This is a genomic window from Aeromonas sp. SrichE-2G (assembly GCF_017939565.1).
GTDB classification, from domain to species: domain Bacteria; phylum Pseudomonadota; class Gammaproteobacteria; order Enterobacterales; family Aeromonadaceae; genus Aeromonas; species Aeromonas taiwanensis.
Window position 1 is genome coordinate 87,303 of sequence record NZ_JAGKRG010000004.1, and the last position, 23,572, is coordinate 110,874.

Here is a 23,572-nt window from a genome sequence, read left to right on the forward strand (position 1 = left end):
CCCTGTTTCTGGCGGTGAAATGACCAGACTCGTCCTGATACCGTGACAGCGCGCACATTTTTACACAGGCGGCCAGGTTTACAAACCCCGGATCTGCGAGGCGGATCAATGAATAGAGCAAAAATTCAAACGTTTGCTCCGGGAGGCGTTAAAACGGGGCTCGATAGAACCTTATCTGTGGGGGCCATCAACGGCTCTTCAGGTAGCGCTCGATAAGCTGGCTCAGCACGGCGTCGCTCTGTTCCAGCAAGGGGTCGAGTGCCAGCCCCAGGCGCTGCAGCAGCAGGCCGGCCTGGGCCTCGCTCAATTTGCGCCCCTCGATGAGGAACTCCTGCTCCGGCAACTGCTTGTCATGGCGGGGGATCAGCACCCAGTTGACCCGTTCGGGCTCGATGACGGCAAAGACCCGACTGGCTGCCGTGCAGAAGGCGTCGATATGGTGCTTGCCATCCGGCCCCAGGCAACCGGGTTCAAGCCGGATCTGGATGGTGAGTCTGGGGGCGGTGGGCTGGGTCATGGCTCATTGTCACTGGGTGAAGGAGGGGATGATTGTAATCCGGAAGGGGATAAAAAGGGGAGCTGTGCTCCCCTTGTCATCACGGCGTTTGCCATGCCGTCCCCGGTCGGTGTGGTCAGGCAGGACGCACCGAACCGGCATGATTTGGCGATCCGCTTGCGTATCCGGAGCGGTGCGGTTGGGCCGCCTTGATCCATCGCCAGGCTCAATTACTTGGCGATACGCTTGTATTTCGCGCGATGCGGCTGGACGGCCTCGGCGCCATAGGTCTTCTTCTTCCACTCTTCGTATTCGGTGAAGTTGCCCTCGAAGAACGCGATCTTGCCCTCGTCCTGATAGTCCAGGATGTGGGTGGCGATGCGGTCGAGGAACCAGCGGTCGTGGGAGATGACCATGGCACAACCCGGGAACTCCAGCAGGGCGTTTTCCAGGGCGCGCAGGGTTTCGATGTCCAGGTCGTTGGTCGGTTCATCGAGGAGCAGCACGTTGCCGCCGGTCTGCAGCAGCTTGGCCAGGTGCAGACGGCCACGCTCGCCACCGGAGAGCTCGCCGACGCGCTTCTGCTGGTCAGAGCCCTTGAAGTTGAAGCGGCCGATGTAGGCACGGCTCGGGAACTCGTAGTTGCCGATGCGCAGGATGTCCTGACCGTCGGCGACCTCTTCGAATACAGTCTTCTTGTCATCCATGCTGTCGCGGAACTGATCCACCGAGGCCAGCACCACGGTTTCGCCCAGGGTGATGGCGCCGGAGTCCGGCTGCTCCTGGCCCGACATCATGCGGAACAGGGTCGACTTACCGGCACCGTTCGGGCCGATGATGCCGACGATGGCACCCTTGGGAATGGCGAACGACAGGTCATCGATCAGCACCCGATCACCGTAGGATTTGCGCAGGTTGGCCACTTCCACCACCTTGTCGCCGAGGCGCGGTCCGGGCGGAATGAACAGCTCGTTGGTCTCGTTGCGCTTCTGGTAGTCGTTGGTGTTGAGCTCCTCGAAGCGAGCCATACGAGCCTTGGATTTGGCCTGACGACCTTTCGGATTCTGACGAACCCACTCCAGCTCCTTCTCGATGGACTTGCGACGGGCTGCTTCGGAACTCGCTTCCTGGGCCAGACGCGCGTCTTTCTGCTCCAGCCAGGAGGAGTAGTTGCCTTCCCAGGGGATGCCCTCGCCGCGGTCCAGCTCCAGGATCCAGCCCGCCACGTTGTCGAGGAAGTAGCGGTCGTGGGTGATGGCCACCACGGTGCCCTCGTAGTCGTGCAGGAAGCGCTCCAGCCAGGCCACGGACTCCGCATCCAGGTGGTTGGTCGGTTCGTCCAGCAGCAGCATGTCCGGCTTTTCCAGCAGCAGGCGGCACAGGGCCACGCGGCGGCGCTCACCACCGGAGAGGTGCTTGATCTGGGCATCCCAGGCCGGCAGGCGCAGGGCGTCGGCCGCGCGCTCCAGCTGGTTTTCCATGTTGTGGCCGCCCTGGGCGGCGATGATGGCTTCCAGCTCGCCCTGCTCGCGGGCCAGCTTGTCGAAGTCGGCGTCCGGATCGGCATAGGCCGCATAGACCTCGTCCAGACGAGCCATGGCGCGTTTCACCTCGCCCACGGCCTCTTCCACCGCCTCGCGCACTGTCTGCTCCGGATCCAGCTTGGGCTCCTGGGGCAGGTAGCCGATCTTGATGCCGGGCTGCGGGCGGGCTTCCCCTTCGATCTCGGTGTCGAGCCCGGCCATGATGCGCAGCAGGGTGGACTTACCGGCGCCGTTCAGACCCAGCACGCCTATCTTGGCGCCCGGGAAGAAGGAGAGGGAGATGTTCTTGAGAATATGACGCTTGGGCGGCACGACCTTGCCGACCCTGTTCATGGTGTAAATAAATTGAGCCATTGGCTAATTCTCTTCCTTTCAGCAGTTTAATGTCTTGGCATTAACAGACTGATGTCGTGGTGGGGCCGGGTCGGCGGGGCCGACACGGTTCCAAAAAACCCGTCGATTGTAAACCAATGGGAGGAGGGCGGCAAAGCCGCCACCGGGGGGCTGGCGCTGGCGAGGCTGGGGAGCGGGAGGGCCGCATCAGGCCACCCGCCGGGGCTCATGCTTAAGACTTCCTTAACTCTGGCCCGATAGGATACCCACTGAACGGCGGTGTGGGCCCGGATGGTGGTCAGCGTGGCCGTTTCTGCCCCTTGTCCGCATCGTGTCCCGAGTAGTAGAGCACCCGCTGCACATACTCCTGGGTCTCCTGATAGGGAGGCACGCCACCGTGGCGCATCACGGCCTGCTCCCCGGCATTGTAGGCCGCGCTGATCCTGACCCAGTCAGGGCCAAACTGCTTCTCCAGCCACTTCAGGTAGATCATGGCGCCACGGATGTTCTGCTGCGCATCGAACGGGCGGGTCACGCCGAAGCGGGCCTGGGTCTCGGGGATAAGTTGCATGACCCCCTGCGCCTGTTTGGGGGAGACGGCCTGGCTGTTCAGATTGGATTCGGCGATGGCGATGGCCAGCGCCAGCCTGGGATCGACCTTGTGGCGCAGGGCCGCCTTGCGGATCTGGCTGGCCAGCTGCTGCTTGGCGACCGGTTGGCGGGCGATGTAGTGCTCCAGATCGAACGGCGTGCCCGGTTGCACCCAGGGGGCGCCGCCGCCTCCCTCGACGCCGCAGTTACCCAGGGGGGCATTGCCGACCCGTGCGTTGTAGTAGCGGGCGCCCTGCTGGTTGCCGAGGCGCATGGCCATGGCCAGGTAGGCGTTGGCGCTGCGGGCGTTGCGGATCCCCTGGGGGCCGCGAGCCAGCAGACGGCCGATGCGGAAATAGGCCTCGGGGTTGCCGAGGCGAGCCGCAGAGCAGTAGTGGGCGATGGCCTGCCTCGGGTTGCTGCGCTCCAGGGTGGCGCCCTGACGCAGGGCGCTCATCGCCTTGGGGGCCTGGCGAAAGGCTTCGGCGTGGGCGGGGGCCGTGGCCAGGAGAAGGAGGATCCCCCAGCCCCAGATGCAGAGTCTCTGCATGATGGATACCTCGTTTTCGTATCTGCAAGATATAGGTTCTAGGTGGGCTGGCTGCCAGCCAGATGATGGAACATGTGGTTATGTCTCAGTTCATCAGAGACGAAAATGGTATGGAACTTTTGACCAGGAGATGCACCTGCGGGTTGCGGTGCCCGGAAGAGCGGCAGGACAAAATGACTGCGTAATGCACCGTAGATGATGCCGTCGTTAATTGCAGAGTGGTAGACTGCGAACGTCATGATGCAATACCTTGTATTTTAGTGGGTTATGGCGTTAAGGCCCTCTCCCGATCTCATGATGTGAGCAACAGGATTCGTTGCGTTCTTCTATTGTTGGGAAGCTCTTATGGGTTATTCAGTGGATGTATCAGTCGTAGTGCCAGCCAAGGATGAGCGGGACAATCTGGCCCCCCTCATCACTGAAATCGATACCGCTTTGGGGGGCAGTTACGACTACGAATTGATCTATGTGGATGATGGCAGTGAAGACGACAGCTACGCACTCCTGTGCGAGCTGAAGGCCCGCTTTGCCAGGCTGCGGGTGGTGCGACACGTCAGGGCCGTCGGCCAGAGCATGGCGGTGCTGAGCGGCGTGCGCCAGGGGCGAGGTGACTGGCTGGTGGTCCTCGATGGGGATGGCCAGAACGATCCGGCCGACATTCCCGCCATGCTCGAGGAAGCCAAGCGCCGCTTCGAGGCGGACAAGAATCAGGTGGGACTCATCGGCCATCGCGTCACGCGCCGCGACGACTGGGTCAAGCGCCTCTCGTCGAAACTGGCCAACGGTTTTCGCGATCTGCTGCTCAAGGACGGTATCCCGGATACCGGTTGCGGGCTCAAGGTGGTGCGCCGTGAATGGTATCTGCGCCTGCCCTCCTTCAATCACATGCACCGCTACATTCCCGCCCTGATCCAGGCGCAAGGGGGTACCATGTCTCCCTGGCCGGTCAATCACAGGCCGCGGCAGGCGGGCGTCTCCAAGTACGGTGTCTGGAACCGGCTCTGGGTCGGGCTGGTGGACGTGGTCGGCGTCTGGTGGTTGCAGCGCCGCTCCAAGGTGGTCGAGATCCGGGAGATGCTGGAGTGATGGATACCCTGCTCTCCATGCCACTGGACTGGCTGGACTGGACCGGTCTGCATGTCACCGGCTGGAAGATCATCGGTTACACCGGGGCGCTCATGTTCGGCGGCCGCTGGCTGGTGCAATTCATTGCCTCGAAGCGGGCCGGGCGGCCCGTCATTCCCCGCCTGTTCTGGTACATGAGCGTGCTCGGCAGCCTGATGACGCTGAGCTACTTCGTCTTCTCCCCCAAGCAGGACTCCGTCGGCGTGCTGCAGAATCTCTTCCCCACCTTCACCGCCCTCTACAGCCTCTATTTGGACATCCAGCATCGCGGCTGGAACCGGGACAAGCTGGCCACCAACCGGGAGGTGCGCGATGGTGGCGAGTGATCGCTTCTTGCTCGACCAGCGCTCCCTGGGCTGGCTGCTGCTGATCGCCCTGGTTGTGCTGGGAGCGGGTCTGGGCTTGCGGGATCCCTGGCCGGCCGATGAGCCCCGTTTCGCCCTGGTGGCCAAGGAGATGGTGGAGAGCGGCCAGTGGCTGTTCCCCATGCGCGGTGGCGAGATCTACCCGGACAAGCCCCCCATGTTTATGTGGGGGATAGCGATAGGGTATCTGCTGACCGGCTCCATCAAGGTGGCCTTCCTGCTGCCCTCCCTGCTGGCGGGTCTGCTGACCATAGCGCTGGTGTGGGATCTGGGCCGCCGGCTGTGGAGCGCGCAAGTGGGCTTCATGGCCGGCCTGCTGCTGCTGTTCACCGTCCAGTTCACCCTGCAGGCCAAGACGGCGCAGATCGACGCCCTGGTGACCTTCTTCATCACCCTCGGCGTCTACGGTTTCATCCGTTTCCTGCTCTGTGGGGGGGGCTGGCGCTGGTACTGGCTCGGCTGGTTCGCCGCCGGCCTTGGCATCATCACCAAGGGGGTGGGGATCCTGGCCGTGCTGATCCTGATCCCGGCTGTCTGGACCCATAGGGAGCAGATCCGTGCCGCCTCCCGGGCCGCCTGGCTGAAAGGGCTGGCGGGGCCCCTGTTCATGCTGCTGGCCATCGGCCTGTGGCTGGTGCCCATGTTGCTCGCCGTGGCCCAGAGTGGGGATCCCGTGCTGCAGGCCTACCGGGACAACATACTGCTGCGCCAGACGGTGACCCGCTATGCCAACTCCTGGCACCACGTCAAACCCTTCTGGTATTACCTCACCTCGGTGATCCCGCCATTCTGGCTGCCCCTCTCCCTGTTGCTGCCCTGGCTGGTGGTGGCGTGGCGCAAGGCCGTTCAGGGGCGGGACAAGCGCATCATACTGCTGCTCGGTTACCTGGTGCTGGTGATCGTGTTCTTCTCGGTGTCGCCGGGCAAGCGCGGCGTCTATGTCACGCCGGGCACGCCGGCCCTGGCCCTGCTGACGGCCCCCTTCATCGCCGAGCTGCTGGCCCGGCGCTGGCCCGGCCGCCTGCTGTCGGGCCTTGGCTGGTTGCTGGGGATCGTCGGCGTGGGCGGTGCCGCGGCGCTGGTCTTCAGTGCCAGGCTGGCGAGCAAGGCCGGAGAGCTGGGGCCGGCCCCCTGGCTGCCCTTGCTGGTGCTGGGGGTTGCGCTGCTGCTCCTTAATGCCGGGCTGCGCCGGGCGCCCCTCACCGCCATCCTCAGTTCGCTGGCGGTGGGCTGGCTGATCTACTCCTGCTGGATCTGCGTGAAGCTCAATGACCTGCGCACCCCTGAGGGGGTGATGGCGCTGGCGGTGGAGCGGGTGCCTGCGGAGAACGCGCTGCTGCTGGCCGGCTTCAAGGAGCAGCACCTGCTGTTCACCCGTCAGCCGCTCTGGCACTACTCCTATCGGATGCCGGACGAAGAGCAGGCTCGCGAGGCGGCGGCCTGGGTGGCGGCGGCCCCCGGCCGCCAGGTGCTGGGGGCAGCCGATCTCATGGCGCGCTGCTTCGAGCCCTCCCTCATGGAGAATCTCGGCAATCGCCACCGCACCGACTGGATGCTGGCCGACAGCTCGGCCCTCAAGCCCCAGTGCCGCGGGCTTACCCCCGGGATCGAGCCGTTCCACTATGCCCCCGGCCCCTGAGGCTGGAGACCCGGATCGGATAAGCAGAAGGGCTGCCAGTGGCAGCCCTTCTTGTTGTCGGATCCCCTGGTGCGATCAGGCCTTGTAATATGCCTTGTACCAGTGGACGAAGCTCTCTACCCCTTCCCTCAACCCGACTCTGGGTCTATAGCCGGTTGCTTCGGTACGAACAGGGCCCGTTGGGGGCTCAGGCTTGGTAGTAGGATCTGTACCAGTTGACGAAACTCTCGACCCCCTCTTTCAACCCGACTCTGGGTCTATAACTCGTCGCCTCGAACAGCGCCTCGGTGTCGGCCCAGGTGGCGAGCACATCGCCGGGCTGCATGGGCATCATGTTGCGGATGGCCTGCTTGCCGAGGGCGGCCTCGATGGCCTCCACAAAGTCCAGCAGCCGCACCGGGCTGCCGTTGCCGATGTTGAAGAGGCGATAGGGGGCCGGGCTCGACTCGGTCTGCCCATGCCAGTTCGCCTCGCCGACCGGCGGGCGGTCCGCGATGCGCACTATGCCTTCCACTATGTCGTCGATGTGGGTGAAGTCCCGGCTGAGCTGGCCCTGATTGTAGATGTCGATGGGCTCGCCATTCAGGATGGCGCGCACGAACTTGAACAGCGCCATGTCGGGGCGTCCCCAGGGGCCGTAGACGGTGAAAAAGCGCAGTCCCGTGGTCGGCAATCCATATAGGTGGGAGTAGGAGTGGGCCATCAGCTCGTTGGCCTTCTTGCTCGCCGCATACAGGGAGACGGGGTGATCCACCCCGTCCGAGGTCTTGAACGGCATCTGCTGGTTGAGGCCGTACACCGAGCTGGAGGAGGCGTAGACCAGGTGCCCGACCCCGTGATGGCGGCACCCCTCCAGTACCGTTAGAGTACCGGTGAGGTTGCTGTCTGCGTAGGCAAAGGGGTTGTCCAGGGAGTAGCGCACCCCGGCCTGGGCACCGAGGTGGATCACCCGTTCGAACCGCTCCCGGGCACTCTCGCGGGCAAAGAATGCCGCCATGGCTTGCCTGTCCGCGAGATCGCAACGCTCGAAGCGGAACCCGGGCAGCGGCAGGAGCCGGGCCAGGCGCGCCTCCTTCAGGCTCACCTCGTAGTAGTCGTTGAGATTGTCGAGACCGACCACCTCGTGGCCCTCCTGGATGAGCCGCTGCGCCAGGTGAAACCCGATGAAGCCGGCGGCGCCGGTGACGAGATACTTCATTGTGCCTTCTCCAGAACGCGTGCCTGTTCCAGGCTGTTGCCGCGGCCAATGGCGTAATAGGTGAAGCCGCGCTGGTGCAGGCGGGCCGGATCATAGAGGTTGCGGCCATCGAGGATGACGGGCTGCTTCAGGGTGCGTTTGATGAGCTCGAAGTCGGGGGCGCGGAACTGTTGCCACTCGGTGCAGATGAGCAGGGCATCGGCGCCCTTGAGGGCGGCTTCCTGGGTGCCGCACAGGGCCAGATCGTCGCGCAGGCCGTAAAGGTGCTGGGCCTCTTTCATCGCCTCGGGATCGAACGCCTGCACCTTGCCGCCAGCGGCCCAGATGGCCTCCATCAGCACACGGCTCGGGGATTCGCGCATGTCGTCGGTGTTGGGCTTGAAGGCCAGCCCCCAGAGCGCGAAGGTGAGACCGCTCAAGTCTGCACCGAAGTGCTGGTGGAGGCGCTCGGCGAGCCTGTGCTTCTGTCTGTCATTCACCTGTTCCACCGAGCGCAGCAGGGGCACGTCACAGCCGTTTTCGCTCGCGGTATGGATCAGCGCCTTCACATCCTTGGGGAAGCAGGAGCCGCCGTAGCCGCAGCCCGGGTAGATGAAGTGATAGCCGATGCGCGGATCGGCGCCTATCCCCTTGCGCACCTCCTCGATATCGGCCCCGAGGCGCTCCGCCAGCCCGGCCATCTCGTTCATGAAGGAGATCTTGGTGGCCAGCATGGCGTTGGCGGCGTACTTGGTCAGCTCGGCGCTGCGTTCGTCCATCTGGATGATGCGATCGTGCTGGCGGTTGAAGGGGGCGTAGAGCTCCTCCAGCAGGGCGAAGGCATGGGACGAGCCGGTGCCGATGATGATGCGATCCGGCCGCAGGCAGTCATTGACGGCGGCCCCCTCCTTGAGGAACTCGGGGTTGGAGACCACCTCCAGGGGCAGCTCGACGCCGCGATCGCGCAGGATGGCCTCGATATGGTGGCGTACCCTGCCGGCGGTGCCGACCGGCACAGTGCTCTTGTTGATCACCACCTTGCCTGCCTGCATCAGCTGACCTATGGTGCCCGCCACTGCCAGCACGTGCTTGAGATCGGCGGAGCCGTCCTCGTCCGGCGGGGTACCGACCGCGATGAAGATGAGCTCGGCGAAGGCTACCCCTTCGGTCACGTCCGTGGTGAAGTGCAGGCGGCCGGCCTGATGGTTGGCCTGCACCATGGGGGCGAGGCCGGGTTCGAAGATGGGGATGATCCCCTCCTTGAGGCGCGCCACCTTGGCGGCATCCACATCCACGCAGGTCACCAGGTGGCCCATCTCCGCCAGCACGGCGGCCTGGACCAGACCGACATACCCTATCCCGAATACGGTGACTCTCATCTGCGATAGCTCCTTGAGGCAGACTTGTTGCAAGACAGCCATTCTAGAGCGATTCAACCCCGTGAACAGCGGGCTCTGCCGGGTTTTCAGCGTTTCTTCAGGTTCTCTTCAGCCTGGCGCAAGAGGGAGTGGCAGATCTTGGTGCAGGGGCTGTAACGCTGGGCTGACGAGCACCATTTTGGTGCGTGTGGCCGCGGACTTGTGATCCGGCTCACTCAAACCGGACACTGTGGCCATAAACGAAGTCCCGGCCCACGGGGCTCATTCCCGCCAGAGATGGCGGCAGACACTCTTTCACTTCGCATGGACACCCGGTTATGGACAACACCCCCCGCTCTGCGCACCCGCTCTATGAGGATGTGCTCGCCCTGCTGACCGCGGCAGGTTTCGTTTCACTCGGCATCTTCCTGTTTCATCAGGTCGGGCTGCTCACCGGTGGCACCGCCGGGTTGGCCCTGCTGTTGCAGCAGGTGACCGGCATCAGCTTCGGCCTGCTGTTCTTCACCATGAACCTGCCCTTCTATGCCCTGGCCTGGCTCAGGATGGGGCCGCGCTTCACCCTCAATACCTTCGCCGCCGTGGCCACCGTCTCCTTCATGACGGATCACCTCAACGCCGTGTTGCAGATAGGCAAGATTGAGCCCGTCTATGCGGCCCTGATCGGGGGCACCCTGATCGGCATGGGGCTGCTCATCATGTTCCGCCACAAGGCGAGCCTGGGGGGCTTCAACATCCTGGCGCTGTTTATTCAGGATCGGTTCGGCATCCGGGCGGGCAAGCTGCAAATGGGGCTGGATTGTGCCATCGTCATCGCCTCTTTCTTCGTGGTTTCCCCCTGGTTGCTGGCCCTCTCCGTGGTGGCCGCCATCATCTGTAACCTGGTGTTGACACTCAATCACAAGCCGGGCCGCTATCAGATTGCCTGAGCCGCCGGCTCGCCCCGACACAAAAAGAGCGCCTGATGGCGCTCTTTTTGTCTCTGCAGTCTGGTGCCCGACCCCGGCTCTCTGGGCAGTCCGTTTCCGGGGCCTGGGGGTTATCGCGATGGACGGCGGCGGGCCCGAGATCAGATCACCATGGGCAGGCCGCTTTGGGGGTGGTGGATCACCTGGGCCGGGTAGCCGTAGAGCCGCTCGATGAGCGCCGGCGTCAGCACCTCAGCCGGGGCGCCGTCCGCCATCAGGCGGCCCTGCGCCAGCATCACCAGCCGGTCGGCGTAGCGGGCCGCGAGGTTGAGATCGTGCAGCACCACCAGCACGGCGGTGTGGCGGCCGGCCAGGGCGCGGGCCATGGCGAGTAGCTGGTGCTGGTACTTGAGGTCGAGGGCCGAGGTGGGTTCGTCGAGCAGCAGCAGCCTCGGCTGTTGGGGCTCGTCGGGCGCCTGCCAGATCTGGGCCAGTACCCGGGCAAACTGCACGCGCTGGCGCTCCCCACCGGAGAGACCCGGATAGAGGCGGCCGGCCAGGTGATCCACCCCGGCGTGGGCCATGGCGGCCTGCACTATGTGGTCGCGTCGGCTGGCGGGCTCGCTGTGGGGCAACCGGCCCATGGCCACCACCTCCTCGCACAGGAAGGGGAAGCTCAGGGAGGAGCTCTGGGGCAAGACGCCGACCCGGTGCGCCAGCGCGTTGCCGGCCCACTCCCGCCGCTCCCGGCCAAACAGCTCTATCTGCCCCTGATGTTCCAGCTCGCCGGTCAGGCACTTGAGCAGCGAACTCTTGCCCGCGCCATTGGGGCCGAGCAAGGCGGTCAGGCTGCCCGCCTGCAGGCTGAGATCCAGGCTGTCAAGGATGAGGCGGTTGCCCCGGGTGAGGCTGATCTCCCGGCAAGCAAGCAGGGGGGAGGGGGATCCGGGCAAGGGGACTGTCTCCTGTTACAGGGTCCGGCGGCTCTTGACCAAGAGCCAGATGAAGAAGGGTGCCCCCATCAGGGCGGTGATGATGCCGACCGGCATCTCGGCCGGCGCCAGCAGGGTGCGCGCCAGCATGTCGGCGCCCAGCAGCAGGGCGGCCCCGAGCAGGGCCGACAGAGGCAGCAGCCGGACGTGGTTGGGGCCGGCCAGCAGCCGCACCAGGTGGGGCACCACTAGGCCGACGAAGCCGATCATGCCCGCCACCGCCACCGCCACGCCGACTCCGGCGGCGGTGAGCAGGATGAGCCGTCGCTTGAGGGCCTGCACGTTCACCCCCAGGTGGCGGGCCTCCCCTTCGCCCAGCAGCAGGGCGTTGAGGGGATTAGCATCGCGCGCGAACAGCAGCAGCAGGGCGGCCAGGGTCAGCAGCGCCAGCGCCACGTCCACCGGCTTGCCCGCCGCCAGCGATCCCATCTGCCACAGGCTCAGGTTGCGCAGCATCTGATCGTCGGCGAGATAGGTGAGCAGGCCGATCACGGCGCCGGAGAGCGCCGTGATGGCGACGCCGGCCAGCAGCATGACGGTGACCGAGGTGCCTCCCTCCCGGGTGCCGAGCAGATAGACGAGGGTGGTGGTCAGCGCCCCGCCGAGGAAGGCGAGCAGGGGCAGCAGGCCGAGGCCGAGCAACGCCTGCAGCTGCTGGCCCAGGGGAGCCAGCAGCACGATGGCCAGGGCGGCGCCGAGCGCCGCGCCGCCGGAGACGCCGATGATGCCGGGATCGGCCAGGGGGTTGCGAAACAGCCCCTGCATCACGGCGCCGCAGAGGCCGAGGATGCCCCCCACCGCGATGCAGAGCAGGGTGCGGGGCAGGCGGATCTCTTTCACGACGAGGAGCTTGTGGGCCTCCATCCCGCTCGCCTGCCCGGCGAACAGGGCGCGCAGGCTCTCGCCAAACGACAGGGACATGGGGCCGGTCGCCAGGGAGCCGACCAGCAGCAGCGCCAGCGCACCGCCGGTGAGGGCCAGCAGCCAGGGCAGTGGCAGGCGCATCATGATCCTTGCTTGATCCACTGGGCGATCTGGTTCGCCTGCTGCAAGGATCTCAGGCTCAGCCCCCCCTGCAGGGCGTGGCCGTCGATGGCGTGGATGGCCCCGCGCTTGCCGGCGGGGGTGGCTTCCAGCGCCGGCACCTGGCCCAGCACGGAGGCGGGATCCTGAAACTGCTGCCAGTCGCGGCCGCTCACCAGCACCAGGTCCGGTTGCAGTTCGATGAGGGATTCGGTGGAAACGGGTTTGTAGTCGTGCAGCCGGGCCACCGGGTTGACGCCACCGGCCAGGGTGATGAGGGCGCTGGCGGTGGTGTTGCCACCGGCGACGCTGGTGGGCTGCCCCTTGTGCAGCAGCAGGAAGAGCACCTTGAGCGGCTTGTTCTGCTTCGCCTGGGCGGCCAGGGCATCGCTCTGGACCCGGATCTCCGCCTTCAGGCGCGCGCCGGCGGCCGGATCCTTGAGCAGGGCGGCCAGGGTGTCGATGCGCTCGTCGAGGTTGGCGAGGGTGGGGGCGGTGGGCAGCACGTCCACCTCGACCCCGGCCCGGCGCAGCTGTGCCAGGGCGGGTGGCGGCCCCATCTCGTCGCTGCCGACCACCCGGGTCGGGGCCAGGCTCAGGATCCCCTCGGCGGCCAGGGCGCGGTGGTAGCCGACCCTGGGCAGGTTCTTGGGTTCAGGGCTGCTCACATCGGTGGCAATAATGCTCGACTCACCCCCCAGCGCCAGGATGAGTTCCGTGGTGGCCGGGCCTATGCTGACGATACGCTCCTTCGCCGCGGCGGGCAGGGAAGAGAGGGAAAGGGCGCAGCCTAACAGGCTGAGAGCGAGGGCAAAACGACGGCCCATGCGAACCTCCGAGGGGTGAGTGAGAGTGGGATTGCCGCCGAGAATATCAAGCCCGCAATAAAAATGCACTGAGAATGAAAGCGATTATCAATTGCGTTAAGTGGGGCGCTTCATTACAGTATCCGCCGCGACACCGAGCACCATTGCAGATCATCCAGGGGAGAACCGATGAGCATTGCACAACGCATTCAGACATTGCTGGAGCAGGACCCCAGCGCCCATCCGTCCAGCATCGCCACCCAGCTGGCCGTCAGCGAGTGGGAGGTGGTGCGCCACCTGCCCGCCGACTTGATGACGCAAGTGCCGAGCGATCAGGCCGAAGCCCTGCTGGCGGATCTGGCCGGCTGGGGCCCGGTGACCACCATCGTCGAGTCCGACGGCTCCATCTTCGAGGTGAAAGCCCCCTTCCCCAAGGGCAAGACGGCACGTGGCTACTACAACCTGATGGGACGGGACGGCGAGATGCACGGTCATCTCAGGCTCGACAACGTGGTGGGCATCGCTCTGGTCAGCAAGCTGTTCATGGGCAAGGAGGGGCACTCCTTCCAGTTCTTCGGCCACAGCGGTCGCTGCATTTTCAAGATCTACCTGGGCCGCGACGAGCAGCGCCAGCTGCTGCCTGATCAGGTAGAGCGTTTCATGGCCCTGCGCCACCAGTATCAAGAGGAAGTGAAAGCATGAGTGAACGTCAGGAGCGTCTGCAAAATCGCCTGCAACCGGAGATCCGCGAGTTTCGCGACGGTTGCCGCACCCTGCAGCTGGCGACCGTGGACAGTGAAGGCAACCCCAATGCCAGCTATGCCCCCTTCGTGCTGCAGGAGGATGGTTACTATGTGCTCATCTCCGAGATCGCCCGCCATGCCCGCAACCTGCAACAGGTGCCCAGGGTCTCCCTGATGCTGATCGAGGACGAGAGCGGTGCCCGCGAGCTGTTTGCCCGCAAGCGCCTCACCTTCGATGCGGTGGCCGAGGTGGTGTCCCGGGACGACGTGCGCTGGGAGAAGGCCGTTTCGGCGCTGGAAGGGCGCTTCGGCGAGATAGTCCGGGGGCTTTCCAACCTCAAGGACTTCGTGCTGTTTCGCCTCAAGCCCGAGCAGGGGCTCTTCGTCAAGGGCTTCGGCCAGGCGTTCCGGGTCTCCGGCGACGAGCTGGTGGACTTCGTCCATCTGGTGGAGGGGCACAAGCGCATCGACAACGGCGCAGAGCTGACCAGCCCGGCGGACGAACCTGTCTGACGGACGCGAGTCTGGCATGAAAAACGGGCAGCCCAGGCTGCCCGTTTTGTTGTCTGCACGCCCAGGTCACTCCTGCCAGGAGGCCTGGTTGGGGAAGGCATCGCGATCGGCCTGGGAGGCGGTCTCGTTGCACTCTCCCCGGATCTTCCAGGAGGTCTGGCTGAGGACGATGTAGCCACTGCGGCAATACTTGTTCGTCGCCAGCATCTGGGTCAGCTGATCGTCCTGCAGCGCCTCCCGGCGCTCCAGCAGGCTCTTGCTGCGGCGGGTCAGACGACTGTCATCGTCCTCCTGCAAGCGGCCCGGCAGGGCGTCTAGGGGCGCGGCCTCGAAGGTGAAGCGCTTGCTCCCCTCCTCGTTGATGTGGGTGTGGAACAGGGGGGCCGGGCCATCGGGCGCTATCCCCGGCAAACCGGAGCAGGCGGTGATCGCCGGTAACAGCAGCGTGAAGGCAACGGCAGAGAGTAGACGCACACAAGACTCCAATCAGGTGATCGCTTCAGGGCGGGCAGCTTATCACGCCTGCACGCCTTGAGGGTTGGTGAGCAGTTGATCCGTGGTGAGCAGGGTCACGCTTCTGCCCTGTGGCAGGCTCAGGTGCCGCCACATCCAGTGGTGATGCTCGATGATCTGTTCGGCACTCAGGTGTGGCCTGTCCGCCGTGGTGTGGGCATCGGTCACCGCGAAGACGTCGAACCCCTGGGCCGCGGCGCTGCGCAGCGTGGTGTCGACGCAAAAGTCGGTGGCGCAGCCGCACAGCAGCAGCCGGTCCACCGGTTGTTCCGCCAGCAGGAAGCCGAGCTCGGTGTCGAGGAAGCTGTCGCAGGCGGTCTTGCGTACCCGGCTGTCATGTGCGCCCGGCGTCAGATCGGCGTGCAGTTGCCAGCCCGCGCTGTGGGGTTCGAGCTCGGAGCCCGGCTCGTCGTGCTGCACATAGATGACGCGCCCTTGCCGGGCCCGCACGGCGTCGGCCAGACGATTGACGTTGGCGATGACCCGGGCGTCCTGATGGCGGGGTTGCTCGAAAAGCCCTTGTTGCATGTCGATGACCAGTAACACATCCATATGAAATCCTTGGGCTATTTGTCAGGGTTGCAGCCACTGGCTGCAGTCACGGCTGCGGGATTGATGCAGTGCGCCCATATCTTGCTTCATTTCCTCCGCATTTAGCCAGCGCTCCGGCAAGGGGGTGATCTGCACCCTGACGTCTGGGGTACTCCCCGGGGCGGCCCTGGCATCCGTCTGCGGCACGATCAGCGCCACCTTGAGGGCCGGGTTGCGGCTGGCGATGCGGCTGGCGATGCCGAGCCCCCCCTCCACGTGGAAGTTGCCGGCGATGTGCAGGATGCGCCGGCCGGGGTGCTTGCCGAGGTAGTCGACCATGCTCTCGGCCATGGTGTCGTCCCAGCTGGTCTGGGCGGCGAAGCGGCGGGCATTGCCATCCGCATCCCCATGGTGCATGGAGGCCATGAACTTCTGGCGATAGGGATCATCGCCGAGGGTGAGTTCGCGGGCGAGCTGGCTGCGGCGGCTTGCGGGCAGCCTGTCGAGCCAGGTCGCGCCCTCCTGGCCGACACAGCTCACCAGCGGCTTGGGGGCATTGGCGGCGATCACCGGCAGTTGATGGCTCTTGGCAAATTCCACCAGGGGGCGGTAGTCGCTCGGGTAGTTGGGCCAGGCATGGCCGTCTCGGATCAGCGCCGACTCGCCGATGCGCCCGGCGAGGTAGGCGTCCAGCACCGGCTGATCGGCGCGGCTGAACTGCTCCATGGAGAGCACCAGGGCGCGGCCATCCCCCTGGGCGATCCCGGCCAGCCCCGCCAGCATTCTGGCCTGCAGCAGGTGAACGGCCGGGTGGGTGTGAAGCTCCCCCACCAGCACGATGTCGGCATCCTTCACCCTCTCCAGCGCCTGGGGCAGGGTTAGCGAGCGATCGCCATCCCCTTCTGCCAGGCGGTAGTCATAGAGGGTGCGGGGCGGCTCGCCCTGGGGCGGTGCGGCGCAGGCAGCCAGCAGCAGAGGCAGGGCGATCAGGGGGAGTCGTCGGGTCATGGCATCTCACAATGTCGGGGGCGCTGCGCCACACGATGGCAGCATGGCAAGCGGAAAAAAAGTGGCGCCAGTGTAAAAGGGAATAGGTGAAAAAGGAAATGAGAATGATTCACTTTATTATTGATCTTTGTCCGTGTCGGGGTAAGATGCCTCCCGCTTGATAATAATTCTCAATAAGGACTTTGCAGTGGCGCACAACTACACCCCCTCACTGATTGCCCTCGCCGTGGCGGCAGGGCTGGTTTCCCCCGCCTTCGCCGCAGACACCCAGACCGATGAGGTCATGGTGGTCAGCGGCTCCCGAATGGAGCAGAAGCTGGAAGATGTCTCCGGCCCCATCGCCGTCATCACCTCGGAGCAGATAGAAGAGCAGGTCGTCAGCAACGTGGCCGATCTGTTCCGCTACGAGCCGGGCGTGAGCGTGCAGGGGGGGGCGGGGGATGCCCAGACCTTCACCATCCGTGGCATGAGCGAGAACCGGGTCAAGGTGGTGCAGGACGGCGTGCGCCAGAACGATGCCTACAAGAATGGCGGAGTGGGCCAGACCTACTTCGACACCGACATGATCAAGCAGGTGGAAGTGGCCAAGGGACCGGCGTCCGCCGCCTACGGCTCCGATGCCCTGGGGGGCGTCATCGCCATCACCACCAAGGATGCCGGCGACTTCCTGAAGGGCCGCGACAGCTACCTGGACGCGACCACGGGCTACGCCTCCAGCAGCCACCAGAAGATGGCGGGCATCACGGGGGCGCTGCGCGCCGGGGAGTTCGAGAACCTGTTGCGCTACACCTGGCGGGACGGCGGGGTGACCCAGAATTACGACGGCGACAAGGACGAGTTCGACATCGTCAGCCAGGCCGTGCTGTTCAAGAGCAAGTGGAATCTCAGCGACGATCAGTTCCTGAAGCTGACGGTCGACTACTTCACCGAAGGGCAGGATCCGGATGCCGTCGATCTGACCAAGACCGGCTCCGTCTTCAACCAGCCGATCACCGACAAGGAGACCGACAATCTCTCTTTGGTACTGGATCACGGTCTCGCCCTGAACGCCCCCTGGGCGGATCGGGTGGACAGCAAGGTATATTACACCCGCACCAAGCAGACCCTGGATCAGTACGCCTCCTCCAAGTATCCGGTCATGCCGGGCAACCCCTATGTGACCAAGAACTCCCTGGATCACAACGGTTTCGAGCAGGAGAGCCTGGGGGCTCAGGTGAAGTTCAGCAAGGCCCTCGCCAGCCAGCGTCTGGCCTGGGGCCTGGAATACGAGCACACCGACAACGAGCGCACCCGCTTCAAGGGGCCGACCGTGCCGGGAGACTTCGTCGGCTACAGCGAGCTGAGCTTTCCGTCCACCACCAGCGAGCGCAGCGCGCTCTGGGCCTTCGACGAGATCAAGTTCGGCGATCGCTGGGTGCTGACCCCGGGCATGCGTTACGACTACTACAAGATGACTCCGGACGAGGATCCCGCCTACACGGGCGAGAACATGAAGAAGATCTCCGAGGGGGAGTTCTCGCCCAAGCTGGGGCTGGTGTTCAAGGCTCACGAGGCGGCGAACCTGTTCGCCCAGTACAGCCACGGCTTCAAGGTGCCCATGTATGACAACGCCTTCTCCACCCTGAACCACCAGGCGTATGGTTACCGCATCGAGCCGAACCCGAACCTCAAGCCCGAGAGCAGCGACGGCATCGATCTCGGCGTGCGCGGCAGCAGCGGCGGTTTCAGCTACGAGGTGGCCACCTTCTACAACAAGTTCGACGACTTCATCGAGCTGACCGGGGTGGGGACGGAAGGACGCACCGCCGTCTACCAGTACCAGAACCTGGACAAGGCGACCACCAAGGGGGTCGAGGCCAAGGCGGACTACTGGCTGAACGCCCTGGTCAACGTCTGGGGCAACCTGGCCTACATCGAAGGCAAGGATGGCGATGGCAACTATATCAACAGCCTGAGCCCCCTGAACGGCAGCCTGGGCGTGCGGCTGGAGCAGCCGAACTGGAACATCAACACCGCCCTGCGCTTTGCCGACGACATGGACAAGGTGGGCAAGGATGCCCGCGGCAACGACAACATCAAGAGCGCCGGTTGGGGCGTGGTGGATCTCTATGCCCAGTTCAAGCCGATGCAGGATCTGCAGCTCAACGTCGGCGTTTTCAACCTGTTTGACAAGGAGTACGTGAGCTACGAGAGCATCACCGGCCTCGCCGCCAGCGCGGACACCAGCGGTCAGACCGAGCCGGGTCGCAACCTGAGCGCACGGGTGAAGTACGTGTTCTGACAGGACGGTAGATGTCATGAAGAGGGGGCCACTGGCCCCCTTTTTCTATGGGAAGGGGAACGGCGCCAAAAAGAAACCCGCCGGCGGCGGGTGGAAGGATTGCAACACTCATCAGGAAGCGGTGTTATTCAAATAGACAGGGGGATGTGACAAAGGTTCAACTTTATTGATATTTCTGGTTTTTATCCTGGCTGCCGCCTGGGGATCCCCGCCCCGAAATCGGTTATCATTTGTGCCCCTTGTCTCGCAGTCGAGCCCCTATGCCCGCGTTCTCCTGGTTAGCCCTGTTCTTTGGAGCCTTCTACTTCGTCTATGGCGCCTATCTGCCGTTCTGGTCCCTCTGGCTGGAAGGCATAGGGGTGAGCGCCGAGCAGATAGGCCTCTTGCTGGGGGTCGGCATGGCCATTCGCTTCGCCGGCAACCTGGTGGTGATGGGACGGGTCAAGGGGGCGGGGCAGCTGCTGCCCGTCACCCGGCTGCTCTGCCTGCTGAGCCTGCTGGCCTTCCTCGGCTTCTATGTCAGCCACGGCATCTGGTGGCTGGTGGCGCTGACCCTGGCGGCCAACTTCATCTACCCGACCCTGATGCCCATGGGGGAGGCGCTCGCCACCCGTATGGTGGTGCAGACCCACCTGGACTACGGCAAGGTACGGCTGTGCGGATCCTTCGCCTTTATCGTCGCCTCGACCCTGGTCGGCGCCCTGGTGGGCAACTTTGGCAGCGACTGGGTGCTGCACACCATGGTGGTCGGGCTGCTGATCATGCTGGGGCTGAGCCTGCTGCCGCTGCACCCGGCCCCCCGGGAGCTGCAGGGGGAGCGGGCCAAGGCCTCCTTGAAGGAGACGCTCAAGTCCCCCTCGGTGCGCCGCTTCCTGCTCATCACCGCCCTGCTGCAGGGGAGCCATGCGGCCTACTACGGGTTCAGCGCCATCTACTGGAAGGCCGAGGGCTACAGCGGCACCCTCATCGGTTATCTGTGGGCCCTGGGGGTGGTGGCGGAGATCGCCATGTTCGCCGCGGACAAGCGCTTCCTCCAGCGCTTCGGGGCCCAGACCCTGTTCCTGGTGGGGGCCGTCGGTTGCGTGGCGCGCTGGGTGCTGCTCGGCAGCTCCACCGAGCTGGCGGTGCTGGTGATCGGCCAGCTGCTGCACGGCGTCACCTTCTGCATCAGTCACCTGGGGGCCATCCGCTTCATGACTCGCCAGCTGCCTGCGGAGCAGCAGATCCCCACCCAGGCGCTCTACGCGGCGCTCGGCCTCGGCATGACGGTGGCCGCCCTGATGACGGTGAGCGGCCTCCTGTTCGAGTCTCTCGGTGGGGGCATCTTCTTCATCATGGTACTGGTGGTGCTGCCGGTCTTCGTGCTGCGACTGCGTGAAGAGCGCGGCGACGCGCGGCCTGCACCGGGCCACTGAGACGGGCCCGCCTCTGGCGGGCCATCGACCAATCTGGACAAGGGAAATACGTAGATGCACCAAGGATGGCTGCTGATCGGGCTGTCGCTCGCCTATCTGGGACTGCTGTTCCTCATCGCCTTCGTGGCGGACAAGAACAAGCGCCGCCGCCCCAAGGGGCAGCCCCTGCTCTACAGCCTGTCGCTGGCGGTCTACTGCACCTCCTGGACCTTCTTCGGGACCGTGGGCCAGGCCAGCGAATCCCCCTGGTCGCCGGTGCCCATCTACCTGGGCCCCATGCTGGTCTTCCTGTTCGGCTGGCGCCTGCTGGCCCGCCTCATCCTGGTGGCCAAGCGCGAGCACATCACCTCCATTGCCGACTTCATCGCCGCCCGTTACGGCAAGTCCCAGCGCCTGGCCATGGTGATCAGCCTCATCGCCATCATGGGGATACTTCCCTACCTGGTGTTGCAGCTCAAGGCGATCGTCACCGGGCTGGATCTGCTGATGGCCAACAGTGCCGGAGCCAGCCCCACCAGCAACATGGCCGAACTGGCCCTCGGCGTCACCCTGCTGCTGGCTCTCTTCAGCATCCTGTTCGGCACCCGCAACCTGGACGCCACCGAGCACCACCGCGGCATGGTGGTCGCCATCGCGTTCGAATCCGTGGTCAAGCTGCTCGCCTTCATGGCGGTGGGGGGCTTCGCGCTCTGGCTCATCGTCAGCAAGCCGAGCGAGGCCCGCACCCTGGTGGCTGGCGACTTCCTGGAGGCGGTGGTGGCGGTGACGCCGGGGGGCCTGCTGGAGCTTGCCATCTATACCCTGATCGCCATGTGCGCCGTCATCTGCCTGCCGCGCCAGTTCCACGTGACCGTGGTGGAGAACAACCAGGGGCAGGATCTGCACTGGGCGCGCTGGATCTTCCCCCTCTATCTCTTCCTGATGGGGCTCTTCATCTGGCCGCTGGCCCTGGCGGGCAAGCAGTGGGTGGGGGCCGGCATGGCCTCGGACACCTATGTGATCAGCCTCCCCATGTCCCTCGGCTACGACGGCATGGCGATGCTGGCGTTTCTCGGCGGCACCTCGGCGGCCACCGGCATGGTGATCGTCTGCACCATAGCGCTGGCCATCATGGTGAGCAACGATCTGGTGCTGCCGGTGCTGCTGCGCCGGGTCTGGCAGCAAGGGCGGGACGAGCGCCTGATGCGGCTGCTGCTGCAGGTGCGCCGTGGCGCCATCCTGCTGATCCTGCTGGCCGCCTGGGCGCTCTACCTCTGGCTCGGGGATCTCACCAGTCTGTCGCGCATCGGCTATTTGTCGTTCGGCGCCGTGGCCCAGTTCGCGCCGGCCCTGCTGCTTGGTCTCTACTGGCGGCACGGCAACCGCAAGGGGGTCTACCTGGGTCTTGCCCTCGGGGTCAGCCTCTGGTGCCTGACCCTGCTCGCCGAGAGCGGCCTGTTGGCGGGATCTCCCCTGGAGGCCCTGCTGGCCCCCCCCGACTGGCCCGCGTTTCGCGAGCTGAGCCTGGGGGCCTGGTGCCTCTTCCTGAGCCTCTTGCTCAACCTCGTGGGTTATGTGGCGGGCTCGCTCCTGTCCCGGGCGGCGGTGAGCGAGCGGCTGCAGGCGGCCAACTTCGTCGGCAAGCAGAGCCGGGACACGGCGGCGCTCTACCAGGCGCGGGTCTCGGTCAAGGAGCTGGAGATGCTGGCGGCCCGCTTCGTGGGGTCGAGCCGGGTCAAGCGCGCCTTCGGCCGTTTCGCCGGCGAGCGGGGTGGCACCCTGGCGCCCCAGATGCAGGCCTCGGCGGAGCTCATTGCCCACACCGAGCGGCTGCTGGCGGGGGTGTTCGGCACCTCGTCCGCCCGGCTGGTGCTGGCCTCGGCCCTGCAGGGGCGCAACATGCAGCTCGAGGAGATCGCCACCATAGTGGACGAGGCCTCCGACGTGTTCCGCTTCAACCGCGGCCTGCTGCAGGGGGCCATCGAACACATGGGGCAGGGGATCTCCGTGGTGGACAGGGAACTCAGGCTGGTGGCCTGGAACCGGCGCTACATCGAGCTGTTCTCCTATCCCCCCGGTCTCATTCAGGTGGGGCGCTCCATCGAGGAGATCATCCGCTACAACGCCGGGCAGGGGCTGTGCGGCCCCGGCGAGGTCGAGGCCCAGGTGGCGCGCCGGGTTGCCTTCATGCAGCGCGGCAGTCCCCACATCTCGGCCAGGGAGCGGCCGGATGGCCGGGTGATCGAGATGCAGGGAAACCCCATGCCCGCCGGCGGTTTCGTGATGACCTTCACCGACATCACCCCGTTTCGTGACGCCGAGCGGGTGCTGCGCGAAGCCAACGAACATCTGGAGGCGCGGGTGGCCGAGCGCACCCACGAGCTCTCCGAGCTCAACCGCCAGCTGCTGCTGGTGAACCAGCAGGTGGAGCGGGCCAACCACTCCAAGAGCCGCTTCCTCGCGGCGGTGAGCCACGACCTCACCCAGCCGCTCAATGCGGCCAAGCTGTTCACCTCCTCCCTGCTGGAGATGCTGCCCCCGGCGGACGAGCCCGCCCGCATCGCCCGCCACATCGACGATGCCCTGGGGGCGACCGAGGATCTCATCATGGACCTGCTGGATATCTCGCGCCTCGAGGCCGGCAAGTTCAAGGCCAAGAAGCTCGACTTCGCCCTGAGGGACGTGCTCGACAACCTCAAGGCGGAGTTCGGGGTGCTGGCCCAGGCCGGGGGGATCCAGTTCTCCGTGGTGGAGAGCAGCCTCGCGGTCTACAGCGACGTGCGCCTGCTGCGGCGTGTGCTGCAAAACTTCCTCACCAACGCGTTTCGCTACAACCCGGGGGGCCGGGTGCTGCTCGGTTGCCGCCGGCTGGGGGACAAGGTGCGCATCGAGGTGTGGGATAACGGCCCCGGCATCCCGGAGGGCAAGCAGGAGGCGATCTTCGACGAGTTCTCCCGCCTCGATCACTCCCGCACCGCCAAGGAGCAGGGGCTCGGCCTCGGGCTTGCCATCGCTCGCGGCATCTCCCTGGTACTGGGTCACCAGCTCTCCCTGCGCAGCTGGCCCGGAGCGGGATCCGTGTTTGCCATCACCCTGAACCTCGCGACCCGGCCCGTGACGGCGAGCCAGGTGACGGCGCCAGCCCAGCGGGACAGCCAGCTGGAAGGGGTCAGGATCCTCTGCATCGACAACGAGGAGGACATCCTCATTGCCATGGCCTCCCTGCTGGAGCGCTGGGGATGCGAGGTGCGCTGTGCCCAGAGCCTGGAACAGGCAGAGGAGATCATCGGGGCTGGCTTCCTGCCCCGGCTGGTGCTCTCTGATTACCACCTGGACGACGGCAAGACGGGGCTGCAGGCGCTGCACATGATCAGGCTGGCCCATGGCAACGGCATCGGCGGCATCATCATCAGCGCGGATCGCAAGAGCGAGCTGCAGACGCAGATCCGCGAGCATGGCTTCGGTTATGTGAGCAAGCCGGTCAAGCCGCTCAAGCTGAGGGCCCTGATGAACAGCCTGCTGCTGCCGGTTCAGTGACGGGAATCACAGAATCCATCATTGATTGACGTGGCTGATAATGGTTCTCATGCAGCATCATCGGCGACGTTGTTGCCGACTTGTATGCATTTTCGTGGCCAACTGGCAATGGTGAGTCCCTCTCACT

Annotated in this window: 21 protein-coding genes; 9 read left to right on the forward strand and 12 right to left on the reverse strand. The window is 65.2% G+C overall.

All coding sequences use genetic code 11. The features are described from left to right. Window positions 1-187: 187 nt before the first annotated feature. The 4 genes from J9885_RS02425 to J9885_RS02440 all read right to left on the reverse strand — a co-directional run bounded on the left by J9885_RS02425 (window position 188) and on the right by J9885_RS02440 (window position 3,753). The gene (locus J9885_RS02425) at window positions 188-517 is read right to left on the reverse strand and encodes a hypothetical protein (protein ID WP_210547974.1); all 330 of its coding nucleotides are present in this window, start codon (window positions 515-517) and stop codon (window positions 188-190) included. 209 nt (window positions 518-726) lie between these two features. Continuing rightward, the gene (gene ettA / locus J9885_RS02430; RefSeq protein WP_043758312.1) at window positions 727-2,394 is read right to left on the reverse strand and encodes an energy-dependent translational throttle protein EttA; all 1,668 of its coding nucleotides are present in this window, start codon (window positions 2,392-2,394) and stop codon (window positions 727-729) included. 277 nt (window positions 2,395-2,671) lie between these two features. Then, window positions 2,672-3,514 carry a lytic transglycosylase domain-containing protein gene (locus tag J9885_RS02435; RefSeq protein ID WP_210547975.1) on the reverse strand — a complete coding sequence of 281 codons (843 nt, stop codon included), beginning with the start codon at window positions 3,512-3,514 and terminating at the stop codon, window positions 2,672-2,674. A gap of 38 nt (window positions 3,515-3,552) precedes the next feature. Continuing rightward, complete coding sequence (locus tag J9885_RS02440; protein WP_210547976.1) at window positions 3,553-3,753, reverse strand: hypothetical protein; 201 nt, start codon at window positions 3,751-3,753, stop codon at window positions 3,553-3,555. 106 nt (window positions 3,754-3,859) lie between these two features. On the opposite strand from J9885_RS02440, the gene J9885_RS02445 reads away from it, so the two are divergent. The 3 genes from J9885_RS02445 to J9885_RS02455 are packed head-to-tail and all read left to right on the forward strand — an operon-like array spanning window position 3,860 to window position 6,643. After that, window positions 3,860-4,600 (forward strand): glycosyltransferase family 2 protein, encoded by a 741-nt coding sequence (locus tag J9885_RS02445; RefSeq protein WP_210547977.1) that lies wholly within the window; start codon window positions 3,860-3,862, stop codon window positions 4,598-4,600. Further along, the gene (locus J9885_RS02450) at window positions 4,600-4,965 is read left to right on the forward strand and encodes a lipid-A-disaccharide synthase N-terminal domain-containing protein (RefSeq protein WP_043758321.1); all 366 of its coding nucleotides are present in this window, start codon (window positions 4,600-4,602) and stop codon (window positions 4,963-4,965) included. Before J9885_RS02445 ends, J9885_RS02450 begins: the two co-directional genes overlap by 1 nt. Further along, the gene (locus J9885_RS02455; protein ID WP_210547978.1) at window positions 4,952-6,643 is read left to right on the forward strand and encodes a glycosyltransferase family 39 protein; all 1,692 of its coding nucleotides are present in this window, start codon (window positions 4,952-4,954) and stop codon (window positions 6,641-6,643) included. Before J9885_RS02450 ends, J9885_RS02455 begins: the two co-directional genes overlap by 14 nt. 187 nt (window positions 6,644-6,830) lie before the next feature. Here J9885_RS02455 and J9885_RS02460 read toward each other — a convergent pair whose 3' ends face one another. Together J9885_RS02460 and J9885_RS02465 are read right to left on the reverse strand one after the other, a co-directional pair. After that, window positions 6,831-7,841 (reverse strand): NAD-dependent epimerase, encoded by a 1,011-nt coding sequence (locus J9885_RS02460; protein WP_210547979.1) that lies wholly within the window; start codon window positions 7,839-7,841, stop codon window positions 6,831-6,833. Further along, a complete protein-coding gene (locus J9885_RS02465; RefSeq protein ID WP_210547980.1) occupies window positions 7,838-9,199 on the reverse strand; it encodes a UDP-glucose/GDP-mannose dehydrogenase family protein in 1,362 nt (453 codons plus the stop codon). The genes J9885_RS02460 and J9885_RS02465 overlap by 4 nt, the downstream gene beginning before the upstream one ends. Before the next feature lie 317 nt (window positions 9,200-9,516). Between J9885_RS02465 and J9885_RS02470 the strand changes: the two genes are divergently transcribed. Then, on the forward strand, window positions 9,517-10,125 hold the full coding sequence (locus tag J9885_RS02470; RefSeq protein ID WP_134695483.1) for a YitT family protein: 609 nt from the start codon (window positions 9,517-9,519) through the stop codon (window positions 10,123-10,125). A 140-nt stretch (window positions 10,126-10,265) separates the two neighbouring features. On the opposite strand, the gene J9885_RS02475 is transcribed toward J9885_RS02470, so the two are convergent. Genes J9885_RS02475 through J9885_RS02485 form a run of 3 tightly spaced genes read right to left on the reverse strand, consistent with a single transcriptional unit; the run spans window position 10,266 to window position 12,946 of the window. Further along, complete coding sequence (locus J9885_RS02475; RefSeq protein ID WP_210547981.1) at window positions 10,266-11,057, reverse strand: heme ABC transporter ATP-binding protein; 792 nt, start codon at window positions 11,055-11,057, stop codon at window positions 10,266-10,268. Window positions 11,058-11,072: 15 nt separating this feature from the next. Further along, window positions 11,073-12,104 carry an iron ABC transporter permease gene (locus J9885_RS02480; protein ID WP_043758335.1) on the reverse strand — a complete coding sequence of 344 codons (1,032 nt, stop codon included), beginning with the start codon at window positions 12,102-12,104 and terminating at the stop codon, window positions 11,073-11,075. Then, a complete protein-coding gene (locus J9885_RS02485) occupies window positions 12,101-12,946 on the reverse strand; it encodes an ABC transporter substrate-binding protein (RefSeq protein ID WP_210547982.1) in 846 nt (281 codons plus the stop codon). Before J9885_RS02485 ends, J9885_RS02480 begins: the two co-directional genes overlap by 4 nt. Window positions 12,947-13,114: 168 nt before the next feature. Between J9885_RS02485 and hutX the strand changes: the two genes are divergently transcribed. Together hutX and hutZ are read left to right on the forward strand one after the other, a co-directional pair. After that, a complete protein-coding gene (gene hutX / locus J9885_RS02490; RefSeq protein WP_210547983.1) occupies window positions 13,115-13,627 on the forward strand; it encodes a heme utilization cystosolic carrier protein HutX in 513 nt (170 codons plus the stop codon). Further along, complete coding sequence (gene hutZ, locus J9885_RS02495) at window positions 13,624-14,181, forward strand: heme utilization protein HutZ (RefSeq protein WP_210547984.1); 558 nt, start codon at window positions 13,624-13,626, stop codon at window positions 14,179-14,181. The genes hutX and hutZ overlap by 4 nt, the downstream gene beginning before the upstream one ends. Before the next feature lie 66 nt (window positions 14,182-14,247). Here hutZ and J9885_RS02500 read toward each other — a convergent pair whose 3' ends face one another. The 3 genes from J9885_RS02500 to J9885_RS02510 are packed head-to-tail and all read right to left on the reverse strand — an operon-like array spanning window position 14,248 to window position 16,233. Continuing rightward, entirely contained in the window at window positions 14,248-14,655 is a 408-nt protein-coding gene (locus J9885_RS02500; protein WP_210547985.1) for a hypothetical protein, read from the reverse strand. A gap of 42 nt (window positions 14,656-14,697) precedes the next feature. Then, window positions 14,698-15,246 carry a cysteine hydrolase family protein gene (locus tag J9885_RS02505; RefSeq protein WP_210547986.1) on the reverse strand — a complete coding sequence of 183 codons (549 nt, stop codon included), beginning with the start codon at window positions 15,244-15,246 and terminating at the stop codon, window positions 14,698-14,700. Between the two features lie 21 nt (window positions 15,247-15,267). After that, the gene (locus J9885_RS02510) at window positions 15,268-16,233 is read right to left on the reverse strand and encodes a ChaN family lipoprotein (RefSeq protein WP_210547987.1); all 966 of its coding nucleotides are present in this window, start codon (window positions 16,231-16,233) and stop codon (window positions 15,268-15,270) included. Between the two features lie 187 nt (window positions 16,234-16,420). On the opposite strand from J9885_RS02510, the gene J9885_RS02515 reads away from it, so the two are divergent. The 3 genes from J9885_RS02515 (at window position 16,421) to J9885_RS02525 (ending at window position 23,445) form a co-directional block, all read left to right on the forward strand. Then, the gene (locus J9885_RS02515) at window positions 16,421-18,514 is read left to right on the forward strand and encodes a TonB-dependent hemoglobin/transferrin/lactoferrin family receptor (RefSeq protein ID WP_210547988.1); all 2,094 of its coding nucleotides are present in this window, start codon (window positions 16,421-16,423) and stop codon (window positions 18,512-18,514) included. Window positions 18,515-18,774: 260 nt separating this feature from the next. Then, a complete protein-coding gene (locus J9885_RS02520) occupies window positions 18,775-19,929 on the forward strand; it encodes a 3-phenylpropionate MFS transporter (protein ID WP_210547989.1) in 1,155 nt (384 codons plus the stop codon). A gap of 54 nt (window positions 19,930-19,983) precedes the next feature. Then, window positions 19,984-23,445 carry a PAS domain-containing hybrid sensor histidine kinase/response regulator gene (locus J9885_RS02525; protein WP_210547990.1) on the forward strand — a complete coding sequence of 1,154 codons (3,462 nt, stop codon included), beginning with the start codon at window positions 19,984-19,986 and terminating at the stop codon, window positions 23,443-23,445. Window positions 23,446-23,572 lie beyond the last annotated feature (127 nt).